The organism is Pseudomonas sp. 22490 (assembly GCF_052044465.1).
GTDB classification, from domain to species: Bacteria; Pseudomonadota; Gammaproteobacteria; order Pseudomonadales; family Pseudomonadaceae; genus Pseudomonas; species Pseudomonas aeruginosa.
Window position 1 is genome coordinate 204,477 of sequence record NZ_JBQENS010000008.1, and the last position, 24,488, is coordinate 228,964.

The 24,488-nt window shown below is 67.6% G+C and carries 22 protein-coding genes and 1 pseudogene; 11 read left to right on the forward strand and 12 right to left on the reverse strand.

Annotated elements, in window-relative coordinates:
- Positions 1-9: 9 nt before the first annotated feature.
- On the reverse strand, positions 10-1,503 hold the full coding sequence (mmsA, locus tag ACTJJX_RS11880; RefSeq protein ID WP_003104350.1) for a CoA-acylating methylmalonate-semialdehyde dehydrogenase: 1,494 nt from the start codon (positions 1,501-1,503) through the stop codon (positions 10-12).
- Between the two features lie 131 nt (positions 1,504-1,634).
- Here mmsA and mmsR point away from each other — a divergent pair, with 131 nt between their 5' ends.
- Positions 1,635-2,558 carry an MmsAB operon transcriptional regulator MmsR gene (gene mmsR / locus ACTJJX_RS11885; RefSeq protein WP_003122160.1) on the forward strand — a complete coding sequence of 308 codons (924 nt, stop codon included), beginning with the start codon at positions 1,635-1,637 and terminating at the stop codon, positions 2,556-2,558.
- A 126-nt stretch (positions 2,559-2,684) separates the two neighbouring features.
- The gene (locus ACTJJX_RS11890; RefSeq protein ID WP_003104346.1) at positions 2,685-2,861 is read left to right on the forward strand and encodes a hypothetical protein; all 177 of its coding nucleotides are present in this window, start codon (positions 2,685-2,687) and stop codon (positions 2,859-2,861) included.
- 7 nt (positions 2,862-2,868) lie between these two features.
- Here ACTJJX_RS11890 and ACTJJX_RS11895 read toward each other — a convergent pair whose 3' ends face one another.
- The gene (locus tag ACTJJX_RS11895; RefSeq protein WP_003092150.1) at positions 2,869-4,047 is read right to left on the reverse strand and encodes a multidrug effflux MFS transporter; all 1,179 of its coding nucleotides are present in this window, start codon (positions 4,045-4,047) and stop codon (positions 2,869-2,871) included.
- A 365-nt stretch (positions 4,048-4,412) separates the two neighbouring features.
- On the opposite strand from ACTJJX_RS11895, the pseudogene nalD reads away from it, so the two are divergent.
- A pseudogene (nalD, locus tag ACTJJX_RS11900) lies at positions 4,413-5,034 on the forward strand (efflux system transcriptional repressor NalD).
- Here nalD and ACTJJX_RS11905 read toward each other — a convergent pair.
- Positions 5,013-5,210: a heavy-metal-associated domain-containing protein gene (locus ACTJJX_RS11905; protein WP_003092153.1), complete on the reverse strand. Its 198-nt coding sequence runs from the start codon at positions 5,208-5,210 to the stop codon at positions 5,013-5,015. The pseudogene nalD and the gene ACTJJX_RS11905 overlap by 22 nt on opposite strands.
- A gap of 182 nt (positions 5,211-5,392) precedes the next feature.
- Here ACTJJX_RS11905 and ACTJJX_RS11910 point away from each other — a divergent pair, with 182 nt between their 5' ends.
- Positions 5,393-5,923, forward strand: coding sequence for a cytochrome b (locus ACTJJX_RS11910; protein WP_003092155.1), 531 nt, complete (start codon positions 5,393-5,395; stop codon positions 5,921-5,923).
- A 98-nt stretch (positions 5,924-6,021) separates the two neighbouring features.
- Positions 6,022-6,444 carry a hypothetical protein gene (locus ACTJJX_RS11915; protein WP_003143305.1) on the forward strand — a complete coding sequence of 141 codons (423 nt, stop codon included), beginning with the start codon at positions 6,022-6,024 and terminating at the stop codon, positions 6,442-6,444.
- A 787-nt stretch (positions 6,445-7,231) separates the two neighbouring features.
- On the opposite strand, the gene ACTJJX_RS11920 is transcribed toward ACTJJX_RS11915, so the two are convergent.
- The 3 genes from ACTJJX_RS11920 to ybaK form a co-directional block, all read right to left on the reverse strand.
- Complete coding sequence (locus ACTJJX_RS11920) at positions 7,232-8,017, reverse strand: PhzF family phenazine biosynthesis protein (protein ID WP_003159513.1); 786 nt, start codon at positions 8,015-8,017, stop codon at positions 7,232-7,234.
- A gap of 195 nt (positions 8,018-8,212) precedes the next feature.
- A complete protein-coding gene (gene glpK, locus ACTJJX_RS11925; RefSeq protein ID WP_003092161.1) occupies positions 8,213-9,697 on the reverse strand; it encodes a glycerol kinase GlpK in 1,485 nt (494 codons plus the stop codon).
- 63 nt (positions 9,698-9,760) lie between these two features.
- Positions 9,761-10,231: a Cys-tRNA(Pro) deacylase gene (gene ybaK, locus ACTJJX_RS11930; protein WP_003098459.1), complete on the reverse strand. Its 471-nt coding sequence runs from the start codon at positions 10,229-10,231 to the stop codon at positions 9,761-9,763.
- A 264-nt stretch (positions 10,232-10,495) separates the two neighbouring features.
- On the opposite strand from ybaK, the gene glpF reads away from it, so the two are divergent.
- From glpF to ACTJJX_RS11955, 5 genes are all read left to right on the forward strand, one after another.
- Positions 10,496-11,335, forward strand: coding sequence for a glycerol uptake facilitator protein GlpF (gene glpF, locus ACTJJX_RS11935; protein ID WP_016852579.1), 840 nt, complete (start codon positions 10,496-10,498; stop codon positions 11,333-11,335).
- A 39-nt stretch (positions 11,336-11,374) separates the two neighbouring features.
- Positions 11,375-12,892, forward strand: coding sequence for a glycerol kinase GlpK (gene glpK, locus ACTJJX_RS11940; protein WP_003092168.1), 1,518 nt, complete (start codon positions 11,375-11,377; stop codon positions 12,890-12,892).
- Between the two features lie 205 nt (positions 12,893-13,097).
- Positions 13,098-13,853: a DeoR/GlpR family transcriptional regulator gene (locus ACTJJX_RS11945; protein WP_003092173.1), complete on the forward strand. Its 756-nt coding sequence runs from the start codon at positions 13,098-13,100 to the stop codon at positions 13,851-13,853.
- Between the two features lie 278 nt (positions 13,854-14,131).
- Positions 14,132-15,670: a glycerol-3-phosphate dehydrogenase gene (glpD, locus tag ACTJJX_RS11950; RefSeq protein ID WP_016852578.1), complete on the forward strand. Its 1,539-nt coding sequence runs from the start codon at positions 14,132-14,134 to the stop codon at positions 15,668-15,670.
- A 132-nt stretch (positions 15,671-15,802) separates the two neighbouring features.
- On the forward strand, positions 15,803-16,132 hold the full coding sequence (locus tag ACTJJX_RS11955) for a GlpM family protein (RefSeq protein ID WP_023082210.1): 330 nt from the start codon (positions 15,803-15,805) through the stop codon (positions 16,130-16,132).
- 16 nt (positions 16,133-16,148) lie between these two features.
- On the opposite strand, the gene ACTJJX_RS11960 is transcribed toward ACTJJX_RS11955, so the two are convergent.
- On the reverse strand, positions 16,149-17,135 hold the full coding sequence (locus ACTJJX_RS11960; RefSeq protein ID WP_003098462.1) for an alpha/beta fold hydrolase: 987 nt from the start codon (positions 17,133-17,135) through the stop codon (positions 16,149-16,151).
- Positions 17,136-17,433: 298 nt separating this feature from the next.
- Here ACTJJX_RS11960 and metR point away from each other — a divergent pair, with 298 nt between their 5' ends.
- Positions 17,434-18,354 (forward strand): transcriptional regulator MetR, encoded by a 921-nt coding sequence (metR, locus tag ACTJJX_RS11965; RefSeq protein ID WP_003109716.1) that lies wholly within the window; start codon positions 17,434-17,436, stop codon positions 18,352-18,354.
- Positions 18,355-18,359: 5 nt separating this feature from the next.
- On the opposite strand, the gene ACTJJX_RS11970 is transcribed toward metR, so the two are convergent.
- Genes ACTJJX_RS11970 through ACTJJX_RS11990 form a run of 5 tightly spaced genes read right to left on the reverse strand, consistent with a single transcriptional unit; the run spans position 18,360 to position 24,464 of the window.
- Positions 18,360-19,610 carry an OprD family porin gene (locus tag ACTJJX_RS11970; RefSeq protein ID WP_016852576.1) on the reverse strand — a complete coding sequence of 417 codons (1,251 nt, stop codon included), beginning with the start codon at positions 19,608-19,610 and terminating at the stop codon, positions 18,360-18,362.
- Positions 19,611-19,662: 52 nt separating this feature from the next.
- Positions 19,663-20,868: a 3-oxoadipyl-CoA thiolase gene (locus ACTJJX_RS11975; RefSeq protein WP_003109714.1), complete on the reverse strand. Its 1,206-nt coding sequence runs from the start codon at positions 20,866-20,868 to the stop codon at positions 19,663-19,665.
- A gap of 22 nt (positions 20,869-20,890) precedes the next feature.
- Entirely contained in the window at positions 20,891-22,423 is a 1,533-nt protein-coding gene (locus tag ACTJJX_RS11980; protein ID WP_016852575.1) for a 3-hydroxyacyl-CoA dehydrogenase, read from the reverse strand.
- Positions 22,420-23,217: an enoyl-CoA hydratase gene (locus ACTJJX_RS11985; protein ID WP_020372333.1), complete on the reverse strand. Its 798-nt coding sequence runs from the start codon at positions 23,215-23,217 to the stop codon at positions 22,420-22,422. The genes ACTJJX_RS11980 and ACTJJX_RS11985 overlap by 4 nt, the downstream gene beginning before the upstream one ends.
- Before the next feature lie 59 nt (positions 23,218-23,276).
- Positions 23,277-24,464, reverse strand: a complete 1,188-nt coding sequence (locus tag ACTJJX_RS11990; RefSeq protein WP_016852574.1) for a CaiB/BaiF CoA transferase family protein — start codon at positions 24,462-24,464, stop codon at positions 23,277-23,279.
- Positions 24,465-24,488: the final 24 nt, after the last annotated feature.

Below are 24,488 nucleotides of genomic sequence, written 5' to 3' on the forward strand. Positions count from 1 at the left end.
GTCTCCCTTTCAGCGCATCTGGATCGAGAAGTTGGTCCCGGCCACGCTGTCGCTGTCGAACCAGCGCGCGGTCACGGTCTTGGTCTCGGTGTAGAAGCGCACGCCCTGCTTGCCGTAGGCGTGCAGGTCGCCGTAGAACGAGCCCTTCCAACCGGTGAAGGAGAAGAACGGCAGCGGTACCGGAATCGGGATGTTGATGCCCACCTGGCCGACCTCGATGTGGTGCTGGAAGGTCCGCGCCGCGGCGCCGGAGCTGGTGAAGATCGAGGTGCCGTTGCCGTAGGGGCTTTCGTTGATCAGGCGGATCGCCTGCTCCAGGCTGTCGACCTCGGCCAGGCAGAGCACCGGGCCGAACACCTCTTCGCGGTAGATCGCCATGTCCGGGCGCACCCCGGCGAACAGCGTCGGGCCGACCCAGTTGCCGTCCGGGTATCCCTCGACCTTGTAGCCGCGGCCATCCAGCAGCAGTTGCGCGCCCTCCTCCACGCCCTGGCCGATCAGACGCTCGATGCGCGCCTTGGCCTGCGGGTTGATCACCGGGCCGTAGCTGGCGCCGCTGTCGTCCCATGGGCCGGGGCGGACCTTGGCCAGTGCGTCGCGGATTTCCGGAATCCACTCGCGGGCGGCCCCCACCAGCACCGCCACCGAGATCGCCATGCAGCGCTGCCCGGCCGCGCCCACCGAGGCACCGACCAGGTTGCTGATGACCTGTGCCTTGTCCGCGTCGGGCATGATCACCATGTGGTTCTTCGCCCCGGCGAAGCTCTGCACGCGCTTATTGTGCGCGGTGCCGGTGTGGTAGACGTACTGGCCGACGGCGACCGAGCCGACGAAGGACACCGCCTTCACCTGCGGGTGCTTGAGCAACTGGTCGACCTGTTCCTTGCCGCCATGCACCACCTGCAGCACGCCCTTCGGCGCACCGGCCTCGAGGAACAGCTCGGCGAGCCGCACGCTGGTCAGCGGCACCTGCTCGGAAGGTTTGAGGATGAAGGCGTTGCCGCAGGCGATGGCCAGCGGGAACATCCACAGCGGGATCATCGCCGGGAAGTTGAACGGGGTGATGCCAACGCACACGCCCAGCGGCTGGGTGATGCTGTAGGTGTCGATGTTGCGGGCGACGTTCTCCACCGTCTCGCCCATCAGCAGCGAGGGCACGTTGCAGGCGTGCTCGACCACCTCGATACCGCGCCAGACGTCGCCCTTGGCGTCCTCGAAAGTCTTGCCCAGCTCGCTGGAGACGATCTTCGCCAGTTCGTCGTGGTGTTCCTTGAGCAACGCCTGGTAACGCAGCATCACCCGCGCACGCTCGGAAACCGGGGTTTCCTTCCAACTGGCGAAGGTTTCGCGGGCACTGGCCACCGCCTGCTCGACCTGCTCCGCGCTGGCGCAGGCGATCTCCGCCAGGGTGCTGTTGTCGAGGGGATTGCTGACCGGGATGCGCTGGGCGCCGAGACCTTCGACGAAGGCTCCCGCGATGAGGTGGCGGACTGGGACTGACATGAACCCTCCTGCACCGGCCAGGCCGGCTTTTATTGTTGTGGCGGACTGGTACGAGGTCGATTCGGACCTCGCTTTGGCCAAGAAGCTATCACTGGGCGGAAGGTCGCGAGATCGACTAAATTGTGTTGTTCATGGACTATATTGCGGAGCCGGCTACCGACATGTCGCACACCTCCGACTGGCCCCTGCCGGCCGACAGCCTGCGCTTGCCGATCCCGGCGGCGCTGCTGGAGAAACTGGCGGTCCACCCGCTCAGCCGCGACCTCTACCCCACCTCCCTGGGCCACTACCGGCGCGCCCGCGACCACCGCATGAGCCGCGAGCGCCATGACGAGCACCTGCTGATCTATTGCAGCGAAGGCCAGGGCCTGTTGCGCGTGCGCGAGGGCGAGGCCTGGCGCGAATACCGGGTCGGCAGCGGCGACCTGCTCTGGCTGCCGCCGGGCATGGCCCACGACTACGCCGCCGACGACCGCCAACCCTGGACCATCTTTTGGACCCACCTGCGCGGCGACAGCGCCACCTGGCTGCAACACAGCGCCGGCTACCGCGACACCCCGCTGCGCCATTGGGGCCTGCAACACGCCCTGCTCGGCGGCTTCGAGCAACTGCTGGAGGTGCGCCACAGCGGCTACCGCTTCCAGCACTTCCTGCTCGCCGCCAGCCGCCTGCGCAGCCTGCTCTGCCAGCTACCGCTGCTGCGCCCGCTGCGCGAGGGCAGCCTGGACCTCGACGGGCTGCACGCCTACATGCGCGAACACCTGCATGCGCGCCTCGAACTGGAACGCCTGGCGGCCTTCTGCAACCTGTCGAAGTTCCATTTCGTCAGTCGCTACAAGGCGATCACCGGCCGTACGCCTATCCAGCACTTCCTGCACCTGAAGATCGAGTACGCCTGCCAGTTGCTAGACAGCAGCGACCAGAGCGTGGCCCGGGTCGGCCAGGCGGTCGGCTACGACGACAGCTACTACTTCTCGCGCCTGTTCAGCAAGGTCATGGGTTTGTCGCCGAGCGCCTACCGGCAGCGGGTAAGGCAGGGCGAGGGAGGAGCCTGAAGCGCTCTGCGGCGGGGCTGTAAACGAAGCGGCGACCAGTTGTCGGCAAACTGATCCCGGTCAGTGTTTTCCGGGCCGACAGGACTAGACTGAAGCTCCCTTTCCAGCCCCGATGGATGAATCGCCATGAACATCCTCGTCCGCCCGTCGCAAACCCCGAAAGGCCAATGCTGGCAAGTCTGCCTCGACCAGCAGGCCGTCAACTTCCGTAGCGAAAGCGAGGCCCGGCGTTTCGTCGACCGCCTCGAGGCGCGCCTGCGCGCGCCCCATGTGCTGCCCGAACTGAAACAGCGAACGGCCTGATCCGCGCTCAGGCGGCCTGGCGCTCCAGGCGCCCGGTCTGCCAGGCGAGCAGGGTCGCGACCGCGCCGCAGACGGCGATCACCAGAGTCATGGGGATCGCCGTGCCGTCGTGGAGCACGCCGACCAGCGCCGAAGCGCCCGCCGCCACGCTGAACTGCAGGCTGCCCATCAGCGCCGAGGCGCTGCCGGCGTGCTGTCCCTGTCCGGCCATGGCGCAGGCGGAAGCGTTGGGAATGATGCAGCCGAGGCTGGCCACGCATCCGAACAGCGGAACCAGCAGCGGCCACAGCGTGGCCGGTTGCAGCGAAGCGATGCCCAGCAGGGCCAGGCCGCACGCCAGGTAGCCCCAGATGATCCGCCGCAGCCAGAACGCCGGCCCGCGATAGCGCAGCAGCCGCGCGTTGACCTGTGCCATGACGATGAAGCCCGCGGCATTGCTGCCGAACAGCCAGCCATAGTGCTCGGCGGGAATCCCGTAGAGCTGGATGAACACGTAGGGCGAACCGGCGATGTAGGCGAACATCCCGGCCATCGCCACCCCGCCGGAAAGGCCATAGGCGAGAAACAGGCGGTCGGCGAACAGCCGCCGGTACTGCCCCAGCGCGCCGGACAGCGGCGGTCGCTCGCCGTCGGCCGGGATGGTTTCCGGCAGCCACAACGCCACGCCGAGGCCGGCCAGGGCGGCGAACAGGGTCAGGCAGACGAAGATCGATTGCCAGCCCTGCCAGTCCAGCAGCAGGCCGCCGGCCACGGGGGCGAGGATCGGCGCCAGGCCCATCACCAGCATCAACTGGGAAAACGCCTTGGCGGCGCCGATCGGATCGCACAGGTCACGCACCACTGCCCGCGAGATGACCATCCCGGCGCAGCCGCCGAGGGCCTGGACGAAGCGCGCGGCGATCAGCCACTCCAGGCTCGGCGCCAGGGCGCAGGCGGCCGAGGCCAGGGTGAAGATACTCACCCCCACCAGCAGCGGCAGGCGCCGGCCATAGCGGTCGGCCACCGGGCCGTAGAGCAACTGGCCGATGGACAGGCCGGCGAAGTAGGCGGCCAGGCTCAGCTGGACGTGCTCGACGTCGGTGGCGAAGGCCTTGGCCAGGGTCGGGAAGCTCGGCAGGTAGAAATCGATGGCCAGTGGCCCGAAGGCGCTCAGGGCTCCCAGTATCAGCAGGATGCGCAGGTTCATGGATCGCTCGGCACGGGGCGCGTCGGTGGCAGGCAAGGCACTTCCCTGCGCGGCTCCCGGCAAGCGGGACGACGACGCCTATCATTGAATCGTCTGTGAGGGCGGGCGGCTCCAGGCCTGAAGGCCGGTACTGGCGGGAAGATGCTACGGACAGCCGGGGAGTCGCCGAAAAAGCAGCGCGCAGCATAACACCGAAGACGCCCGCCGATCATGGCCGGAGACCGTGGAACCGCGGAATCCACGACTCATGAATGAGCAGCATTAGACAAAGGTGGTGTCGAAATACTTCGAGTCCGCCCGAGCGCGGCTAAAATCGGTACACTCCCCGCCCCGTTGCCGAGACCGATTCGACTACCCAGCACAGCATGCGACGCACAAAGGAAGATTCTGAAAAAACCCGTACGGCCATCCTCCTGGCCGCCGAGGAACTGTTCCTGGAAAAGGGCGTGTCCCATACCAGCCTGGAACAGATCGCCAGGGCCGCCGGGGTGACCCGTGGCGCCGTCTACTGGCACTTCCAGAACAAGGCCCACCTGTTCAACGAGATGCTCAACCAGGTACGCCTGCCGCCGGAGCAACTCACCGAGCGCCTGTCCGGCTGCGATGGCAGCGACCCGCTGCGCTCGCTCTACGACCTCTGCCTGGAGGCCGTGCAATCGTTGCTGACGCAGGAGAAGAAGCGCCGCATCCTGACCATCCTGATGCAACGTTGCGAATTCACCGAGGAACTGCGCGAGGCGCAGGAACGCAACAACGCCTTCGTGCAGATGTTCATCGAACTCTGCGAGCAGTTGTTCGCCCGCGACGAATGCCGTGTGCGGCTGCAGGATCGCCTCGCGCGCCTTGCACGCGCTGATCCTGGGCCTGTTCAACGACTGGTTGCGCGACCCGCGCCTGTTCGATCCGGATACGGACGCGGAACACCTGCTGGAGCCGATGTTCCGTGGCCTGGTGCGCGACTGGGGTCAGGCCAGCTCGGCGCCGTAGCCCTCCTCGCGGATCGCCTCGAGTACCTGGGTGCTGTCGAGCCGGCTGGCGACCCGGACTTCGCCGGCGCCAAGATCCACCTGGACGTCCGCCGCCGAATCCTTCGCCTGCACCGCATGGGTGATCGCCCGTACGCAGTGGCCGCAGGTCATGCCCTGAACCTTGAAGACTTGCATGGTATTGCCTCCTGTTGGTCATCGATGGGGCGATTTTCGACCTTGACATGGTGTCAAGGTCAATCCTCGAAATATCCGGTAACCGACAAAGCGTCAAGAACGGGTAAAGGCGGAGTAAAGAGGCTTAAACCCTACAAAGCACATGGTTAACATGTTCACCTTGTTCTTCACGAGGTAGAACCATGTCCATCCGCCGCTATTCCCCATCACAGATCGCCCTGCACTGGCTCAGCGCCGTCGCGGTCCTGCTGATCATCGCCCTGCCCTACGGCGCCGACTTCTTCGCCGGCCTGCTCGGCGGCAAGGGCAACGTCTTCACCCTGCACAAGTCGCTGGGCGTGGCGGTACTCCTGCTGACCCTGACACGCCTGGCGCTGCGCCGCGTCCAAGGTGTCCCGGATACCCTGGAGGGGAACCCGGACTGGCAGCGCGCGGCCGCCAAGGCCGGGCATTTCCTGCTGTACGCGGTGCTGATCGTCATGCCGCTCTCCGGCATGCTCGCCGGCAAGCGTCCGCTGGACCTGTTCTGGCTGGTGCAGATCGGCCCGTTCGACCTGCCGGAAGCCTTCAAGGCGTTCGCCGGCGGCACCCACGTCACCGTCCAGTACCTGCTTTTCGCGCTGATCCTCGGCCACGCCGCCGCGGCCATCTGGCACCACCGCGTGCAGAAGGACGACGTACTGCGCGCCATGCTGCCGCAACGCGGCGCCTGACCCCAGCGACGGACGGGCACGCGGATGCCCGTCCCGACTTGTCCCGGGCCCCGGCTTCGGCCAAGCTTTTCCCTACGCCCCCGCCGCCGAGGCCCGCCATGTTCCCCATTCTTCGCCCGCTGCTCCATACCGCCGCCCTGGCCTGCGCCCTCCCGGCGCTCGCCGCGGACCCGCAACCGGCCAGCGGTGGCTGGGCGCAACCCGACCCGGCGCCGATCGGCTATGCGGTGCTGAACGTTTCCCGCGAGCGGGTCGAGTCCGGCACTGCCTGCGATATCGGCCTGTACGTCCACGACGAACTGGTCGGCAACCTGCAACCGGGCGCCAGCCTGGCCCTGAACCTGCAACCCGGCGCGGTTGACGTGCGTCTTGCGCCGAACGGTCCTGGCGACGCCTGCCGGAACGGCATGACCATCCTCGCCGGACAGACCCTGACCCTGCGCGCCGGAGAGATCCGCAACCTGCGCATTACCCTCGGTGCGGGCGGGCTCTACCTGGCACCGGTGGCGGATGGGTACTGAGGGGTAGCGACTTGCCGTGGAGCATTGGCCATGACTCAGGGCACGAAGGTGGCGTTTCGGCACCGGGTGCACGGGGACTGCCTGGCGGGCCGTGAATGCGTGACTGGCCCCCAGCTCCCGTCGCTGCCTGCACGGCACTAAGGGGGGAAGCTGTTGCTTAGCGCTTGAGCGGGCGTCGTGGTTGCCGGTCAAGCTGCTTGTCGTGCTTGCCTTGGCCTCTTGTTTCGCCTTTCCAGGCGAGTTCCTTCTGCAAGCGTCCAAAAGACTCGCCCCACTACTCGGAGGGCATGCCAGGAGCCCGATCCGTAGGGCGAATAACCGCTTGCGGTTATCCGCCGGCTGTCCGGGGCATCGGCGGATACCGCCTGTGGCGGTATTCGCCCTACGGGACTATATCGCTCGCGATTTCTTAGCTACACGGCAGTGAGGGGGGGCGCTGTTGCTTAGCGCTTGAGCGGGCGTCATGTTTGGTGGTCAAGCTGTTTTCTGTGCCTGCCTTGACCTCTTGTTTCGCCTTCCCAGGCGAGTTCCTTTTGCAAGCGTCCAAAAGGAACCAAAAGACTCGCCCCTGCATCCTGCCACTCGTCCCCCTCCGCAACGATTCCGCTCGGCCTCCTGACGGGGCGGGTTTGCCGCCCCACCACTTGGAGGGCAAACCTCCCTTCGTGCATGCCAGGAACCCGATCCGTAGGGCGGATAACCGCAAGCGGTCATTCACTCTACGGATCAGGGCTTCGGTATGTGGAAGTCTGGCATGCACGAGGTCATCCCCCTCCTGAAGCGCCCCTCAGCCCAATCGAATCCTTCCGCTCGCCACCAGCACCGCATGCCCGGCGATACTCACCCGCTCGCCCTCCAACCGGCACCACAGCTCGCCGCCGCGCGCCGAGCACTGCTGGGCGGTCAGCGACAGTTTGTTCAAGCGCTGGGCCCAGTAGGGAATCAGGCTGCAATGCGCGGAGCCGGTGACCGGGTCTTCGTCGACGCCCATCGCCGGGGCGAAGAAGCGCGAGACGAAATCCTTCTGCAGGCCCCGCGCGGTGACGATCACTCCACGCCAGGGCAGCCGCGCCAGGGCCGCGAAGTCGGGGCGACAGGCGCGCACCGCCTCTTCGGACTCGAGCAGCACCAGCAGCTTGTCGGTGGAGCCCAGCACGTCCACCGGCGGCAGGCCCAGGGCCTGCTCCAGCTCGACGGTGCTACCGACCTCGCTCGGATACTGCGCGGGGAAATCCAGGACCAGCCGCTCGTCCTCGCGGTTGACCCGCAGCGCACCGGAGCGCGAGATGAATTCCAGGCGCTCGCCCGGCTCGTCGTAGACCTCGAACAGTACGTGGGCCGCAGCCAGTGTGGCGTGGCCGCAGAGCGCCACCTCGACGCTCGGGGTGAACCAGCGGATCCGCCAGGCCTCTCCTTCGCGAACGACGAAGGCGGTCTCGGAGAGGTTGTGCTCGGTCGCGATCATCTGCATCAGCTCGTCCGCCAGCCAGGCGTCGAGGCGATAGACCACGGCGGGATTGCCACTGAACGGGCGGGAAGAAAACGCGTCGACCTGGTGGAACTCGAGCTGCATGGCAGACCTCCTGGGAACGATCGCCACAGCATGCCGCCGCAGGCTCCGGGATGGGCGATACAGTGCGATCTTTTCCGATCGTAACAGTGGGACTTCGCCCTGCCTTCGACCCATTGCCCGAGCGGGCGTTTGCGGCGACCTGCCGGCGTTGTGAAGCCGCCGGCAAAAACGCCGCCTTTTTCCGCGAAACGCCGCTCAGGCCTCGCTGCGCACCCGTCGCACCGCGTTCTGCCAGCCGGCGTAGAGTTCGCCGCGGCGCTCCTCGGCCATGTGCGCGGCGAAGCGGCGCTGCAGGTGCCAGTGGCTGGCGATGTCGTCCAGGTCGCGATAGAAGCCGGCCTTCAGCCCGGCCATGTAGGCCACGCCGAGGGCGGTGGTCTCGGTGACTTCCGGGCGCTCCACGGTGACGCCAAGGATGTCGGTGAGGAATTGCATCACCCAGTTATTCACCACCATCCCGCCGTCCACCCGCAGCGCGCTGGGCGGCGTGCCGTCCTGGCGCATCGCTTCGAGCAGGTCGCGGGTCTGGTAGCAGACCGATTGCAGACCGGCGGTGACGATCTCCTTGATTCCGGTGTCGCGGGTCAGGCCGAAGATCGCGCCGCGCGCCTTCGGGTCCCAGTAGGGCGCGCCGAGGCCGGTAAAGGCCGGCACCAGGTAGACGCCGTTGGAGTCGCCGGCCTGGATCGCCAGGGCTTCGCTCTCGTGGGCGTGGTCGATCAGCTTGATGCCGTCGCGCAGCCATTGCACCGCGGCGCCGGCGACGAAGATGCTGCCCTCCACCGCGTAGCTGACCTTGCCGTCCAGGCGGTAGCCGACCGTGGTGAGCAGGCGGTTCTTCGAGGTCACCGGCTGCTCGCCGGTGTTCTGGATCATGAAGCAGCCGGTGCCGTAGGTGCTCTTCACCATGCCCGGCTGGAAGCAGGCCTGGCCGATCAGCGCGGCCTGCTGGTCGCCGGCCATGCCCAGCACCGGGATCGCCGCGCCAAGCAGCGACGGCTCGCTGACGCCGAACTCCGCCGCGCAGTCGAGTACCTCCGGCAGCAGGCTGCGCGGGATCTCGAACAGCGCCAGCAATTCCTCGTCCCAGTCCTGGCTGTGGATGTTGAACAGCAGGGTGCGCGAAGCGTTGGTCGCGTCGGTGCGATGGGAGCGGCCGCCGGTCAGGCGCCAGAGCAGGAAGCAGTCGACGGTGCCGAAGCGCAGCTCGCCGCGTTCGGCGCGCTGGCGGGCGCCGGGCACGTTGTCGAGGATCCAGCGCAGCTTGGTGGCGGAGAAATACGGATCGATCAGCAGCCCGGTACGCGCGCTGACGTTCGCCTCGTGGCCGGCGGCCTTGAGTTCGGCACAGTAGTCGGCGGTACGACGATCCTGCCAGACGATGGCCGGGTGGATCAGGTCGCCGCTGGCGGCATCCCAGACCAGCGTGGTCTCGCGCTGGTTGGTGATGCCGATGGCGGCGATGTCGGCCGCGCGCAAGCCCTTGCGGGCGAGCGCGTCGCGACAGACCTGGAGGGTGGTCAGCCAGATTTCCTCGCCGTCGTGCTCCACCCAGCCGTCCTTCGGGAAGTACTGCTTGAATTCCTGCTGGCAGCTCGCCACCGGCAAGCCCTGGGCACTGAACACGATGGCGCGGGAGCTGGTGGTGCCCTGGTCGATGGCGAGGAGATAGTGGGACATGGAAAACCTGACAGATTGAAAAGTAAGACGAATGCCGACCGCTAGGCCGGCGGGATTAGCGGCTCATTCGCGGCCGATGGCGGCGAACGAACCCTGGGTCAGCTGGGCCAGCACCTCGGCCGCCAGCTCCACTTCCAGCCCGCGCCGTCCTGCGCTGACATGGATGCTCGGGTACTGCCGCGCGCTTTCATCGATGAAGGTACGCAGGCGCTTCTTCTGCCCCAGCGGGCTGATCCCGCCCACCAGGTAGCCGGTGGCCCGCTGCGCCGCCTGCGGATCGGCCATGTCGGCTTTCTTCGCCCCCGCCGCATGGGCCAGGGCCTTCAGGTCGAGACTGCCGATCACCGGCACCACCGCCACCAGCAACTCGCCCTTCTCCGTGGCGGCGAGCAGCGTCTTGAACACCCGCTGCGGGTCCAGGCCAAGCTTTTCCGCGGCCTCCAGGCCATAGGAAGGTGCCTTGGGGTCGTGGCTGTAGCTGAGCACCTTGTGCGCGGCGCGGGCCTTTTTCAGCAGGTCGATGGCAGGGGTCATGGTCACTCCCGGAGAAGAACGTTGGCTGAAAACCGGCGCCTACCTTAAGCCATCGCCGCCCCTGCTGCACGGGCGCCGATGCCGCGGCCCGCGTGCCTCGGTAGCGATATTCGATTGGCCGCGAAAACGAAACCGGAGGGTCGTTTTTCGGACAAACGTTCATCTTCGCGCTTTGACAGCATTCCTTTGTGAATATATTTTTTCGAAACTGAACAATTTTCACGGCTGCCCGCCATAATTACAAGAACAGACAAGAGAGGCCCCATGACCACCGCCGCCCCGACCCCGTCCCTGTTCGGCCAATGCCTGGCCGAGTTCCTCGGCACCGCCCTCCTCATCTTCTTCGGCACCGGTTGCGTCGCGGCCCTGAAGGTCGCCGGCGCCAGCTTCGGCCTGTGGGAAATCAGCATCATCTGGGGGGGCGGCGTGAGCATGGCGATCTACCTCAGCGCCGGCGTCTCCGGCGCCCACCTGAACCCGGCGGTGAGCATCGCGCTGTGGCTGTTCGCCGGCTTCGAGGGGCGCAAGCTGCCGTTCTACATCACCGCCCAGGTGGCCGGTGCGTTCTGCGCCGCAGCGCTGGTCTACACCCTCTACAGCAGCCTGTTCATCGAGTTCGAACAGGCGCAGAACATCGTCCGCGGCAGCCAGGACAGCCTGGCCCTGGCCTCGGTGTTCTCCACCTATCCGCACCCGGCGCTGTCGGTCGGCCAGGCGTTCCTCGTCGAAGTGGTGATCACGGCCATCCTCATGGCGGTGATCATGGCCCTTACCGACGACGGCAACGGCCTGCCGCGCGGTCCGTTGGCGCCGCTGCTGATCGGCCTGCTGATCGCCGTGATCGGTAGCGCCATGGGCCCGCTGACCGGTTTCGCGATGAACCCGGCGCGCGACTTCGGCCCCAAGCTGATGACCTACCTGGCCGGCTGGGGGCCCATCGCCTTCACCGGCGGCCGCGAGATTCCCTATTTTCTGGTGCCGATCTTCGCCCCGATCCTCGGTGCCTGCCTCGGCGCCGGCGGCTATCGTGTACTGATCGCGCGCCATCTGCCGAGCGCCGCGGCGCCCGCCGAAGCCGAGCCGGAGAAGGTTCGCGCTTCCTGACCGCCCGCTCTTTCCTGCCATAGCCACAAGGCCACAGCCATGACCGACAAGCACAACAAGAAATACGTCGTCGCCCTGGACCAGGGCACCACCAGCTCCCGCGCCATCGTCTTCGACCGCGATGCCAACGTGGTCAGCCAGGCCCAGCGCGAGTTCGCCCAGTTCTATCCGCAGGCCGGCTGGGTCGAGCACGACCCGATGGAAATCTGGGCCACGCAGAGTTCGACCCTGGTCGAGGCCCTCGCCCAGGCCAGCATCGAGCACGACCAGGTGGCCGCCATCGGTATCACCAACCAGCGCGAGACCACGGTGGTCTGGGACCGTCACAGCGGTCGGCCGATCCACAACGCCATCGTCTGGCAGTGCCGGCGCAGCGCGGCGATCTGCGCGCAGCTCAAGCGCGACGGGCTGGAAGACTACATCCGCGAAACCACCGGGCTGGTCACCGATCCGTACTTCTCCGGGACCAAGCTGAAGTGGATCCTCGACAACGTCGAAGGCGCCCGCGAACGCGCGCGCAACGGCGACCTGTTGTTCGGCACCATCGACACCTGGCTGATCTGGAAGCTCACCGAAGGCAAGGTCCACGTCACCGACTACACCAATGCCTCGCGGACCATGCTGTTCAATATCCACAGCCTCGACTGGGACGCACGGATGCTCGAGGTGCTCGACATTCCCCGCTCGATGCTACCCGAGGTGCGCAACTCTTCGGAGGTCTACGGCAACGCCCGGATCGGCGGGGTCGGCGGCGGCGAGCTGCCGATCGCCGGGATCGCCGGCGACCAGCAGGCCGCCCTATTCGGCCAGATGTGCGTGGAACCGGGCCAGGCGAAGAACACCTACGGCACCGGCTGCTTCCTGCTGATGCACACCGGCGACAAGGCGGTGAAGTCCACCCATGGCCTGCTCACCACCATCGCCTGCGGTCCGCGCGGCGAGGTCGGCTACGCCCTGGAGGGCGCGGTGTTCAACGGCGGCTCCACGGTGCAGTGGTTGCGCGACGAACTGAAGGTGATCAACGACTCCTTCGATTCCGAATACTTCGCCACCAAGGTCAAGGACAGCAACGGCGTCTACCTGGTACCGGCCTTCACCGGACTCGGCGCGCCCTATTGGGACCCCTATGCGCGCGGCGCAGTGTTCGGCCTGACCCGTGGAGTCAAGGCCGACCACCTGATCCGCGCTACCCTGGAATCCATCGCCTACCAGACCCGCGACGTGCTCGACGCCATGCAGCGCGATGCCGGCGAACGCCTGCGCGCCCTGCGCGTCGACGGCGGGGCGGTGGCCAACAACTTCCTCATGCAGTTCCAGGCCGACATCCTCGGCACCCGCGTGGAACGTCCGGTGATGCGCGAGACCACCGCCCTCGGCGCCGCCTACCTGGCCGGCCTGGCTTGCGGCTTCTGGAGCAGCCTCGACGAGCTGAAGAGCAAGGCGGTGATCGAGCGGGTGTTCGAGCCGGAGTGCGACGAGCCCCGGCGCGAAAAGCTCTATGCCGGCTGGAAGAAAGCGGTGGAGCGCACTCGCGGCTGGGACGACGGCGAACTGTGACGAGCTGGCGCCATTCGTCCGCCGCAATGCGGCGAATGGCGTGTTCCCGGGCGCCGCTCTGGCATGCCCTGGGTAACGTTTGCGCGCGGCGGCCGGGTGCCGCCGCGGCGCCCTCTACGACTCATGCACGGCTGACAACGGCCCCCCGCGTGCGGCATTCTTGGCGACTTTCCAGGGTCCCGGCCCGGCAGCACGAGAACAACCCATGAACCTGCCCCCCCGACAGCAAAGCATCATCGAGGAGGTCCGCGAGCGCGGTTACCTGAGCATCGAGGAGATGGCGCAGATGTTCGCGGTCACCCCGCAGACCATCCGTCGCGACATCAACCAGCTCGCCGAACAGGGACTGCTGCGCCGCTACCACGGCGGTGCGGCCTACGATTCGAGCATCGAGAACACCGCCTACACCATGCGCGCCGACCAGATGCGCGACGAGAAGCAGCGCATCGCCGAAGCCGTGGCCAGCCTGGTGCCGGACAACGCCTCGCTGTTCATCAACATCGGCACCACCACCGAGGCCATCGCCCGCGCCCTGCTCAACCACCGCAACCTGAAGATCATCACCAACAACCTGCACGTGGCCGCCACCCTCAGCGCCAAGGAAGACTTCGAAGTGCTGGTCGCCGGCGGCACCGTACGCAGCGACGGCGGCATCGTCGGCCAGGCCGCGGTGGATTTCATCCAGCAGTTCCGCGTCGACTTCGCCCTGGTCGGCATCAGCGGCATCGACGAGGATGGCAGCCTGCTCGACTTCGACTACCAGGAAGTGCGCGTATCCCAGGCGATCATCGACAACGCGCGGCAAGTGTTCCTGGCCGCCGACTCGAGCAAGTTCGGGCGCAACGCGGTGGTCCGCCTGGGACCGATCTCGCTGGTCAACCGGGTCATCAGCGACAGCCCGCCGCCCGCCGCCATCGCCCGCCTGATGGCACAGCACAAGGTTCACCTGGACCTGGTCTGAGGCATTTCCCCTGCCACGGCGCCGTTCGGCGCCGTGAATGTTCGTTTCAGAAAAGCCACCTGCCGACCCCTGCCCATGCGCCACGACCCTCGGTGGCCGCTTTCCCGCATGCGGAAGAGGGGCTGTTCCAGCGCGGACGGGCAAACCGGTAGCGCCCGGGCCCCCCTTCGAAATTGAAAAAGCCTGGTGAATCGGGCTGGTCAATAACTGCGCAATCGACTAAGCTATTTTCGAATTCGAACAAAACTACGTTCACTTTCGACTTCAGGGCCTTTCACATGAGTCAAGCGCACACCCCCTCCGCTCCACTCGCCGAAGTCTACGATGTCGCCGTGGTCGGCGGTGGCATCAACGGTGTAGGGATCGCCGCCGACGCAGCCGGGCGCGGCCTGTCCGTGTTCCTTTGCGAACAGCACGACCTGGCCCAGCACACCTCCTCGGCCAGCAGCAAGCTGATCCACGGCGGCCTGCGCTACCTCGAACACTACGAATTCCGCCTGGTCCGCGAAGCCCTGGCCGAGCGCGAGGTCCTGCTGGCCAAGGCGCCGCACATCGTCAAGCCGCTGCGCTTCGTCCTGCCGCACCGTCCGCACCTGCGCCCGGCCTGGATGATCCGTGCCGGCCTGTTCCTCTACGATCACCTCGGCAAGCGCGAGAAGCTGCCCGCCTCGCGCGGCCTGCGCTTCACCGGCAGCAGCCCGCTGAAGGCCGAGATCCGCCGCGGCTTCGAGTACTCCGACTGCGCGGTGGACGATGCGCGCCTGGTGGTGCTCAACGCGATCTCCGCCCGCGAGCACGGCGCCCACGTCCATACCCGCACCCGCTGCGTCAGCGCCCGTCGCAGCAAGGGACTCTGGCACCTGCACCTGGAGCGCAGCGACGGCAGCCTGTATTCGATCCGCGCCCGCGCCCTGGTGAACGCCGCCGGCCCCTGGGTGGCGCGCTTCATCCAGGACGACCTGAAACAGAAGTCGCCCTACGGTATCCGCCTGATCCAGGGCAGCCACATCATCGTGCCGAAGCTGTACGAAGGCGAGCACGCCTACATCCTGCAGAACGAAGACCGCCGCATCGTCTTCGCCATCCCCTATCTGGACCGCTTCACCATGATCGGCACCACCGATCGCGAGTACCAGGGCGACCCGGCCAAGGTGGCGATCAGCGAAGAGGAAACCGCCTACCTGCTGCAAGTGGTGAACGCCCATTTCAAGCAGCAGCTTGCGGCCGCCGACATCCTGCACAGCTTCGCCGGCGTGCGTCCGCTGTGCGACGACGAGTCCGACGAGCCTTCGGCGATCACCCGCGACTACACCCTGTCGCTCTCCGCCGGCAACGGCGAGCCGCCGCTGCTCTCGGTGTTCGGCGGCAAGCTGACCACCTACCGCAAGCTGGCCGAATCGGCGCTGGCGCAGCTCCAGCCGTTCTTCACCAATCTCGGCCCGGCCTGGACCGCCAAGGCACCGCTGCCGGGCGGCGAGCAGATGCAGAGCGTCGAGGCGCTCACCGAGCAACTGGCCAACCGCTACGCCTGGCTCGACCGCGAACTGGCGCTGCGCTGGGCGCGCACCTACGGCACCCGGGTGTGGCGCCTGCTGGACGGGGTCAATGGCGAAGCCGATCTCGGCGAGCACCTGGGCGGCGGCCTGTATGCCCGCGAAGTGGACTACCTGTGCAAGCACGAGTGGGCCCAGGACGCCGAGGACATCCTCTGGCGCCGCAGCAAGCTCGGCCTGTTCCTCTCGCCGAGCCAGCAGGTGCGCCTCAGCCAGTACCTGCAGAGCGAGCATCCGCATCGCCCGCGGGTGCATGCGGCCTGATCGCCAGCCAGAAACGTCGAGGCCCGCTTTTGCGGGCCTCGTTCGTTATGGAAGGGTACGGGACGATCCGGGCATAATGCGCGACGCCACCAAGCCGGTGGCGCCGCCGCAGTCGAGAATCCCGTGGACCTGATGTTCAAGGCGCTGATCGGCGCCGCCGTGGTCGTGCTCCTCGCCATCCTGTCGAAGACCCGCAACTACTACATCGCCGGCCTGGTGCCGCTGTTTCCCACCTTCGCCCTGATTGCCCACTACATCGTCGGCAAGGGCCGTTCGCTGGACGACCTGAAGACCACCATCGTCTTCGGCATGTGGTCGATCATCCCCTACTTCGTCTATCTCGCCGCGCTCTACCTGCTGGTCGAGCGCTTCCGCCTGGAGACCTCGCTGGCCCTGGCGGCGCTGGCCTGGCTGGTGGCGGCAAGCGTGCTGGTGGGCCTCTGGGTACGCCTGCACGCCTGAGACCGCGAGCGCGGCTTCAGAGCTGGACGACGCTGGCCTGCCGATGGGCCTTCAGGTAAGGCACCACCGCCGCCAGCAACGGCTCCTTGAAGGCTTCCTGGAAGCGATGGGCGAGACCGGGGATCAGCTTCAGCTCCGAGCCACGGATATGCGCCGCCACGTGCACGCCGTGCATCACCGGCAGCAGCGGATCGGCGGTGCCATGGATCACCAGGGTCGGCACCTGCAGACGGTTCAGCAGCGGCACCCGGCTGGGTTCGGCGAGGATTGCCAGCAATTGCCGCTGCACGCCTTCCGGGTTGAACGCGCGGTCGTAGGAACGTGCGGCCTGCAACAGGAGCTGCTGGCGATCGTCGCGCACTTCCGGGCTGCCCAGCGCCGCCAGCAGGTCGGCCTGCTGCTCGACCGCCTGCTCGCGGCTGGCCGCCTCGCGCCGCGCCAGCAGGCGCAGCAGCGACTCGCTGGGCGCCGGCAGGCCTTCGGCGCCGGAGCTGGTCATCACCAGGGTCAGGCTGAGCAGGCGCTGCGGCGCCATGTCGGCGATGTGCTGGGCGATCATCCCGCCCATGCTGGCGCCGAGCACATGGGCCTGGGGGATATCCAGCGCGTCGAGCAGATGCAGGGCATCGCCGGCCATGTCGGTGAGGGTATAGGGCGCGCTGACCGGCAGGCCGAGGCGATAACGCACCACTTCGTAGGTCAGCCGCGAACTGGGCACCGGCACGTTCCAGGCCGACAGGCCGACGTCGCGGTTGTCGTAGCGGATCACCCGGAAGCCTTGCTCGCACAGGGCGCTGACCACCTCGTCCGGCCAGTGGATCAGTTGCCCGCCCAGGCCCATCACCAGCAGCAGGGCCGGATCGCTGTCGCGGCCGATGCTCTGGTAGGCCAGGCGCACGTCGCCCAGTTCGACCGTCTCGGTAGGTACGCGTGCGTCGCAACGCGCCGCCGCAAAGGAGGAGAGGCTGCACAACAAGGCGGCCAGGAAGATGAAAGCACGCATGAAGAAAACCCAGAACGCAAAACCCCAGTGGAGCGCGATTCTGATTAAATTTCGTCCAGCGCGCTGCCACAGTAGCGTGACAGTTTGATGAATGCCGCCAGGCGGTCGTGGCGTTGTGGCTCTGCGGCGTTGCGCCGCTGCTCCGTGCCGCCGTCCCGTGTGCCGGGCTCTTCTCCCCGTCGCTCCACGATCGCACGCTCTGCGGGATCGAGGCCATCGCTTGTCGACAGCCCCTGGCGTATGAGACAAACTCAACGAATCCGCACCGCTATCAAGTTTTGCTCATACAGAGGCCGCCATGCTCGAACTTCGCCACCTCAAGACCCTGCACGCGCTGCGCGAAGCCGACAGCCTGGTGGAAGCCGCCGAGCGCCTGCACCTTACCCAGTCGGCGCTGTCGCACCAGTTCAAGGAACTGGAAGAGCGCCTGGGCATGCAGTTGTTCGTGCGCAAGACCAAGCCGGTACGCTTCACCAGCGCCGGGCTGCGCCTGCTGCAACTGGCCGACTCGCTGCTGCCCCAGCTGCGCACCGCCGAGCGCGACCTGGCGCGGCTCGCCGGCGGTACCGCCGGACGCCTGCACATGGCCATCGAATGCCACAGTTGCTTCCAGTGGCTGATGCCGACCATCGACCAGTTCCGCGACGCCTGGCCGGAAGTCGAACTGGACCTGGCCTCGGGCTTCTCCTTCGCGCCGCTGCCGGCCCTGGCCCGCGGCGACCTCGACCTGGTGGTGACCGCCGACCCGATCGAGTTGCCCGGCATCACCTACGTGCCACTGTTCACCTACGAAGCGCTGCTGGCGGTGGCCAACCAGCATGCCCTGGCTGGTCGACCGTACGTCGTCCCGGAGGACCTGGAGCGGGAAACCCTGATCACCTATCCGGTGGAACGCGATCGTCTCGACGTCTTCACCCGCTTCCTCGACCCCGCCGACGTGGAGCCGGCGCAGGTGCGCATAGCCGAGCTGACCGTGATGATGATGCAGCTGGTGGCCTCCGGTCGCGGCGTCTGCTGCCTGCCGAACTGGGCCCTGCACGAGTACAGCTCGCGCGGCTACGTGACGGCCCGGCGCCTCGGTGAAAAGGGCCTGTACTGCACGCTCTTCGCCGCCATCCGCACGGACATGTTCGATGCGCCATTCATGCGCGACTTCCTGCTCACCGCCAAGGACACCTCCTTCGCCACCCTCGAAGGGGTCAGCGCCGCCAAGGGCTGAGCGGCTCAGAACAGCGGCAGCTCATAGGTCAGGTACAAGCGGTTCTCGTCGATGTCGCGGCTGAAGGCCGAACGGTAGGTAGCGTTGCGCCAGACCAGCCCCAGTCCCTTCAGCGCACCGCCCTGCAACACGTAGCGCAGGTCGCTGTCGCGTTCCCACTCGCGACTGCCGTCGGCGCCCTTCGGTTTCGCGCCGTGGCCGCTGAAATAGCGCGTCATCAGGCTCAGGCCGGGCACCCCGAGCGGCGCGAAGCCGCAGTCGTAGCGCAGTTGCCAGGAGGACTCGCCAGCCTCGGCGAAGTCGTTGTACTGGCCGAAATTGACCAGGTACGGATCGGTTCCCTCCAGGTAGGGGAAACCGTGGTCGCCGCTCATCCGCTGGTAGCCCAGGCCGAAGGCCTGGCCGTTGCGCAGGCGGTAGGTGAGCGACCCGCTGAAGGAACGGTTGTCGATGCGCCCGCCGCGAGCGCCGCCGGTATCCCGGCTGAGCGCCAGGCGCAAGTCGCTCTCCAGGCTATCCGCAGCGACGCCGATGCGCCCCTTGAGACCGAGGAAATGCTGGGCGTAGACCTGCTCCAGTTCGCCATAGTGGTAGCTGCCGGTCCAGTCCGGGGCGATACGGTAGTCCAGGCCGGCCAGGTCGAAACGGTCCGCCTGCGCCGCGCCGGCGAAACGCCGGTTGCGGTTGAACAGCGCCAGGTCGCTGGTGCCCGCCTCGTTGCGCTGGCTGACCTCGGTCAGCCGTCCCAGGTTCAGGCTCAGTCCGCTCAGTTCGCCGGAAGTCAGCAGCGCGCCCTGGAACACCTGGGGGAATAGCCGCCCGTAGTTGGGCTGGATGGTCGGTAGCTTCGGCACCAGGCCGCCGACCTTCAGTTCGCTGCGCGACAGGCGCAGCTTGGCGGTGGCGTCCAGCCGCGCGTAGTCGCCCGCCGCGCTGCCATCGTCGCGAAGCGGAAGCAGGCCGGTGCCGCTACGCCCCGCGCCGGAATCGAGTCGGACGCCGAGCTTGCCCAGCAGGTCGAGACCCACGCCGAGGGTACCCTCGGTATAGCCCGAGCGGTAGTCGAAGAGAAAGCCCTGGGCCCACTCCTCGCTTTTCGCACGTCCCGCGCCATCGCGGAAGTCGCGGTTCATGTAGAAGTTGCGCAAGGCCAGGCTGGCCCGCGAGTCTTCGAGGAAGCCCTCGGCCAAGGCGGGAACGCTATCGCCGGCAAGGATCGGCAGCAGGAAAAACGCGCATTTCTTGTTGTTGTTCATACGCACTCCGAACGGGCGCCTGGGCGCCTCTTTTTCTAGGGGGAACGGTGTCTCATCGGCAGCGCTCGATCACCATCGCCACGCCCTGGCCGAGCCCGACGCACAGGCTGACCACCGCGTAGCGCCGCTCGATGCGTTGCAGCCCGCGGGCGGCGGTGAGCACCAGGCGCGCACCGGAGGCGCCGAGCGGATGGCCGAGGGCAATGGCGCCGCCATGGGGATTGACCCGCGGGTCCTCGTAGTCCAGGCCGAGCAACTTCAGGCAGGCCAGGACCTGCGGCGCGAAGGCTTCGTTGATCTCGATCAGGCCGACCTCGTCCAGGTCGATGCCGGCGCGTTGCAGCGCGCGGAGGATCGCCTGCTGCGGGCCGATGCCCATCAACCGGGGCTCCACGCCGACGCTGGCGCTGGCGAGGATCCGCGCCAGCGGCCGGATGCCCTCGCGCTCGCCGATCGCGCGATCGCCCAGCAGCACTACCGCCGCCCCGTCGTTGATCCCAGACGCATTACCGGCGGTCACTACCCCACCGGCGAACAACGCCGGCAAGCGCGCCAGGGCCGCCAGGTCGGCCTGCGGTCGCGGATGCTCGTCGCGCTCCACCAGCCGCGTCTCGCCCTTGCGTCCGGCACGCACCTCCACCGGAAGGATCTCGCCGAGGAAAAAGCCCTCCTCCAGCGCAGCCTGGTAGCGCGCCTGGGAAGAAGCGGCGAAACGGTCGGCGTCTTCGCGGGCGATGCCGAAGGCGCGGGCCACGTTGTCGCCGGTCTCCGGCATGCTGTCGTTGCCATAGCGCTCGACCAGCCTGGGGTTGGCGAAGCGCGCGCCGATGGTGCTGTCGAAGACCTCCAGCGTGCGGCTGAAGGCGCTCTCCGCCTTGGCCATGACGAACGGCGCCCGGGACATGCTTTCGGCGCCGCCGGCCAGGTACAGCCGACCCTCGCCGCAACTGATCGCGCGCGCCGCGTCGATCACCGCCGACAGTCCGCTGGCACACAAGCGGTTGACCGTCTGCCCGGGCAGCCGCGCCGGCAGGCCGGCTGCGAGCAGCGCGTTGCGCGCCAGGTTGCGGCTGTCTTCGCCGGCCTGGTTGGTGCAACCGAGGATCACATCCTCCAGGTCGTCGACGGCGAACCCGGAGGTTTCCGCGAGACGCGCCAGCAGCAGGCCGGCCAGGTCGTCCGGACGCACCGTCGAGAGTGCACCGGCATGCCGGCCGAAAGGCGTACGCAGGCCGGCGTAGATATAGGCATCGAGCATGGTGTGTTTCTCCGCCAAGGGATCAGGAGGCCAACGGGCTGTCCGGCTGGCGCAGGGAAAGGCCCAGTTGGGCGCGCCGGCGCAGCCAGGGGCTGGGGCGATAGCGCGGGTCGCCGCTGAGCGCATGCAGGCGTTCGAGGATGCGCAGCACGCGCCCGGCACCCATTCGGTCGCCCCACTCCAGCGGCCCCAGCGGATAGCCGAGACCGAGGCGCACCGCCAGGTCGATGTGCTCCACCGAAGCGATACCCTGCTGGGCGATGTCGCAGGCGAGATTGACGATCGAGGCGAGGGTGCGCTGGACGATGAACCCGGCGCTGTCGCGAATCAGCGTGACGCCCACGCCGTCCCGTGCGAACAGGGTGCGAGCCGCCTGCTGCAGCTCCGCTCGGGTCGCCGGGCAGGCCATCAGGCAGCGGTGTCGCTCCAGGTCCGACAGCACGTCGATGGCCAGGCTGCGCGTCGGATCGACGGCGAACCGCCGCGCTGCGGCGCTGACGTCGGCGCCCAGCGGCGCAAGCAGGCACAACGCCGCCCCGGAAGGACGCTCGCCGCTCTCCACCTCGGCGCCCAGACGTTGTAGCAACGTCAGCAATGGCGCGCGGTCATGTTCGTCGTCGACGCCCAGCCACACCGGCGGCAACGCCGCGCCTGGCGCAACCGCCGGGGCGGCGACGGGCACCTGCCCAGCGCCGTCGTAGCGGTAGAAGCCCTGGCCGCTCTTGCGCCCCAGGCGGCCGGCGGCGAGCATCTGGCGCAGCAAGGGATGCGGACGATAACGCGGCTCCTCGTAGTACTGCCGGTAGATCGACTCCATCACCGGCAGGCTGACGTCCAACCCGACCAGGTCGAACAGCTCGAACGGGCCCATGCGGAAGCCGGCGCCCTCGCGCAGGACTTCGTCGATCGCCGCCACCGGCGCCACGCCCTCGCCGAGGATACGCAGCGCCTCGGTGCCGAAGGCCCGTCCGGCATGGTTGACGATGAAGCCGGGGCTGTCCGTGGTACGCACCGCCTGGTGGCCGAAGGTCGCCACCAGGGCGCACAGTCGCTCGGCGATGCCGGTGCGGGTGGCGAGACCCTCGATCACCTCCACCAGACGCATCAGCGGCACCGGATTGAAGAAGTGCAGACCGGCGACCCGGCCAGGATCGCGACAGGCCGAGGCGATCGCGGTAACCGACAGCGAGGAGGTATTGCTGGCGAGGATCGCTTCGTCGCCGACCACCTCTTCCAATTGGCGGAACAACGCCTGCTTGGCCTCCAGGTTCTCGACGATCGCCTCGATCACCAACTGGCAGCCGCGCAGGATCCGCAAGTCCTCGACCACCCGCAGATTGCCCATCGCGCGCTCGACAGCCTCCGCCTCCAGCCGGCCCCGCTCCACCTGCCGGGCAAGGACCGTGGCGATCTGCTCGCGCGCTTGCAGCGCCGCCCCCTGGCGGCTGTCGTAGAGCAGCACCGACAGCCCGGCACAGGCAGCGAGCTGGGCGATGCCCTGGCCCATGGCACCGGTACCGACGATACCGATGAGAACGATCGATGGCTCGCTCATTTTCCCAGGTACTCCGCTGTGCGTTTTTCCAGGAAGGCACGCATGCCCTCCTTCTGGTCGTGGCTGTCGAACAGCAACTGGAAGGCCTTGCGCTCCAGCGCCAGGGCCTGGTCCAGCGGCAGGTCGGCGCCGGCCAGGACCACTTCCTTGATCTGCGCCAGCGCCAGCGGCGGCAGGCCGGCGATCTGGCGAGCCAGTTCGAGGGCGCGATCCAATGCCTGGCCATCCGCCGCCACCTCGCTGACCAACCCTATGGCCAGGGCCTCCAGCGCCCTTACCGTGCAACCGGTAAACAGCATGCGCAGCGCCTGGAACTTGCCCACCGCTCGCACCAGGCGCTGGGTGCCGCCGGCGCCGGGCATCACGCCGACACGGATTTCCGGCTGGGCGAAGCGCGCCGAGGCACCGGCGACGATCAGGTCGCAGTGCATCGCCAACTCGCAGCCTCCGCCCAGGGCATGGCCCTCCACGGCGGCGATCAGCGGTTTGCGGCAGGCGGCGAGCGCCTGCCAGTGGCGCTCCACCCCGCGCTGCTGGATCTCCAGCGCGGACGCCTCCGCCAGTTCGTTGAGATCGGCGCCGGCGGCGAACGCCGTGCCATTTCCGGTGAGGACGATGACCCGGGTATCGGCGCACTCGTCGAGGCGCCGTACGTGCTCCGCCAGAGCCTCGCGCAGGCGCATGTTCAGGGCGTTGAGCACTGCCGGGCGGTTCAGTCGCAACAGGGCCACGCCCTGCTCCGGCCGCTCCAGCAGCACGAGTTCGGGGCTCACCGCCCCAGGGGAGGAATCCATGGCCATCTCCAATTGCTCGGGGATTGAGTTGCACGGCGCAGGCCGTGCCGTGCGGGGTTTCAGGCGCGGACGATGCCGCGCCGGACCAGCGCGTCGATCGCCTCGGCGCTCAATCCCAGTTCCGCCAGGACTTCCCGGGTGTCTCTGCCCAGTACCGGCGGCGTGGCGCGGTAGCTGGCCGGGGTGCGCGAAAGCTTCACCGGAGAGGCGATGCCGCGATAGCCCTCGAGTTCGACGACCATCCCGCGATGGCGGGTGTGCGGGTGTTCCACCACCCGATCCACCGTGGCGATCGCTCCGCAGGGCACGCCGAGACGGATCAGCCGCTCGGCCAGCTCGCGACCGTCGTGGGCCGCCAGGTAGTCCTCCAGGGCGCGCTTCAGCGCCTCGCGGTTGACCGAGCGCTTGCCGTTGTCGGCGAAGCGCGGGTCCCCCGGCAGTTCATCGGCTCCCAGGTACTCGCACAGGCGGGCGAACTGGCGGTCGTTGCCGACGGCGAGGAAGATCGGCTCGGTACCGGTGCGGTAGCTGTCGTAGGGCGCGATGTTCGGATGGGCGTTGCCGCTACGCCGGGGCGTACGTCCGGAAGCGAAGTAGTTCGGCAGGTGCGGGTGCAGCAGGGAAATACCGCAGTCGTACAGGGCGATGTCCACCGACTGCCCGCGCCCGCTGACCTGGCGCTCGTGGAGGGCGAGGAGGATGCCGGCCATGGCGTTCAGCCCGGTGACCATGTCGACGATCGGCAGGCCGATGCGCAACGCGTCGCCGCCGGCCTCGCCGTTCACGCTCATCAGTCCGGCCATCGCCTGGATCGCCGCGTCGTAGCCGGGCAGGCCGCCGAGCGGGCCGTCGGCGCCGAAGCCCGATACCGCGCAGTGGACCAGCCGCGGGAAGCGCTGGCGAAGCACCTCCTCGTAGCCGATCCCCCAGCGCGCCAGGGTGCCGGGCTTGAAGTTCTCCAGCAGTACGTCAGCGTCCTCCAGCAAGCGCAGCAGCAGCTCGATGCCCTCCGCCGTCGCCAGGTCGACGGCGATGCCCTTCTTGTTGCGGTTCACGCCCTTGAAGTAGGACGCCGTGTCGCCCTCGAAGGGTGGCCCCCAGCCACGGGTCTCGTCGCCGCCGAGGGGTTCCAGCTTGATCACCTCGGCGCCGTGGTCGGCCAGCGCCTGGGAGCAGTAGGGTCCGCCGAGGACCCGGCTGAGATCGATGATTTTCAGGCCACGCAGGGCGCCCGTCTGATTGGTCATGGCGACTCTCTGGTTGTTGTGAGC

What these genes read in the sequence shown, in the direction of transcription:
- mmsA (WP_003104350.1), bottom strand. Translation starts at nt 1,503, where the DNA reads ATGTCAGTCCCAGTCCGCCACCTCATCGCGGGAGCCTTCGTCGAAGGT.
- mmsR (WP_003122160.1), top strand. Translation starts at nt 1,635, where the DNA reads ATGGACTATATTGCGGAGCCGGCTACCGACATGTCGCACACCTCCGAC.
- ACTJJX_RS11890 (WP_003104346.1), top strand. Translation starts at nt 2,685, where the DNA reads ATGAACATCCTCGTCCGCCCGTCGCAAACCCCGAAAGGCCAATGCTGG.
- ACTJJX_RS11895 (WP_003092150.1), bottom strand. Translation starts at nt 4,047, where the DNA reads ATGAACCTGCGCATCCTGCTGATACTGGGAGCCCTGAGCGCCTTCGGG.
- ACTJJX_RS11905 (WP_003092153.1), bottom strand. Translation starts at nt 5,210, where the DNA reads ATGCAAGTCTTCAAGGTTCAGGGCATGACCTGCGGCCACTGCGTACGG.
- ACTJJX_RS11910 (WP_003092155.1), top strand. Translation starts at nt 5,393, where the DNA reads ATGTCCATCCGCCGCTATTCCCCATCACAGATCGCCCTGCACTGGCTC.
- ACTJJX_RS11915 (WP_003143305.1), top strand. Translation starts at nt 6,022, where the DNA reads ATGTTCCCCATTCTTCGCCCGCTGCTCCATACCGCCGCCCTGGCCTGC.
- ACTJJX_RS11920 (WP_003159513.1), bottom strand. Translation starts at nt 8,017, where the DNA reads ATGCAGCTCGAGTTCCACCAGGTCGACGCGTTTTCTTCCCGCCCGTTC.
- glpK (WP_003092161.1), bottom strand. Translation starts at nt 9,697, where the DNA reads ATGTCCCACTATCTCCTCGCCATCGACCAGGGCACCACCAGCTCCCGC.
- ybaK (WP_003098459.1), bottom strand. Translation starts at nt 10,231, where the DNA reads ATGACCCCTGCCATCGACCTGCTGAAAAAGGCCCGCGCCGCGCACAAG.
- glpF (WP_016852579.1), top strand. Translation starts at nt 10,496, where the DNA reads ATGACCACCGCCGCCCCGACCCCGTCCCTGTTCGGCCAATGCCTGGCC.
- glpK (WP_003092168.1), top strand. Translation starts at nt 11,375, where the DNA reads ATGACCGACAAGCACAACAAGAAATACGTCGTCGCCCTGGACCAGGGC.
- ACTJJX_RS11945 (WP_003092173.1), top strand. Translation starts at nt 13,098, where the DNA reads ATGAACCTGCCCCCCCGACAGCAAAGCATCATCGAGGAGGTCCGCGAG.
- glpD (WP_016852578.1), top strand. Translation starts at nt 14,132, where the DNA reads ATGAGTCAAGCGCACACCCCCTCCGCTCCACTCGCCGAAGTCTACGAT.
- ACTJJX_RS11955 (WP_023082210.1), top strand. Translation starts at nt 15,803, where the DNA reads ATGTTCAAGGCGCTGATCGGCGCCGCCGTGGTCGTGCTCCTCGCCATC.
- ACTJJX_RS11960 (WP_003098462.1), bottom strand. Translation starts at nt 17,135, where the DNA reads ATGCGTGCTTTCATCTTCCTGGCCGCCTTGTTGTGCAGCCTCTCCTCC.
- metR (WP_003109716.1), top strand. Translation starts at nt 17,434, where the DNA reads ATGCTCGAACTTCGCCACCTCAAGACCCTGCACGCGCTGCGCGAAGCC.
- ACTJJX_RS11970 (WP_016852576.1), bottom strand. Translation starts at nt 19,610, where the DNA reads ATGAACAACAACAAGAAATGCGCGTTTTTCCTGCTGCCGATCCTTGCC.
- ACTJJX_RS11975 (WP_003109714.1), bottom strand. Translation starts at nt 20,868, where the DNA reads ATGCTCGATGCCTATATCTACGCCGGCCTGCGTACGCCTTTCGGCCGG.
- ACTJJX_RS11980 (WP_016852575.1), bottom strand. Translation starts at nt 22,423, where the DNA reads ATGAGCGAGCCATCGATCGTTCTCATCGGTATCGTCGGTACCGGTGCC.
- ACTJJX_RS11985 (WP_020372333.1), bottom strand. Translation starts at nt 23,217, where the DNA reads ATGGATTCCTCCCCTGGGGCGGTGAGCCCCGAACTCGTGCTGCTGGAG.
- ACTJJX_RS11990 (WP_016852574.1), bottom strand. Translation starts at nt 24,464, where the DNA reads ATGACCAATCAGACGGGCGCCCTGCGTGGCCTGAAAATCATCGATCTC.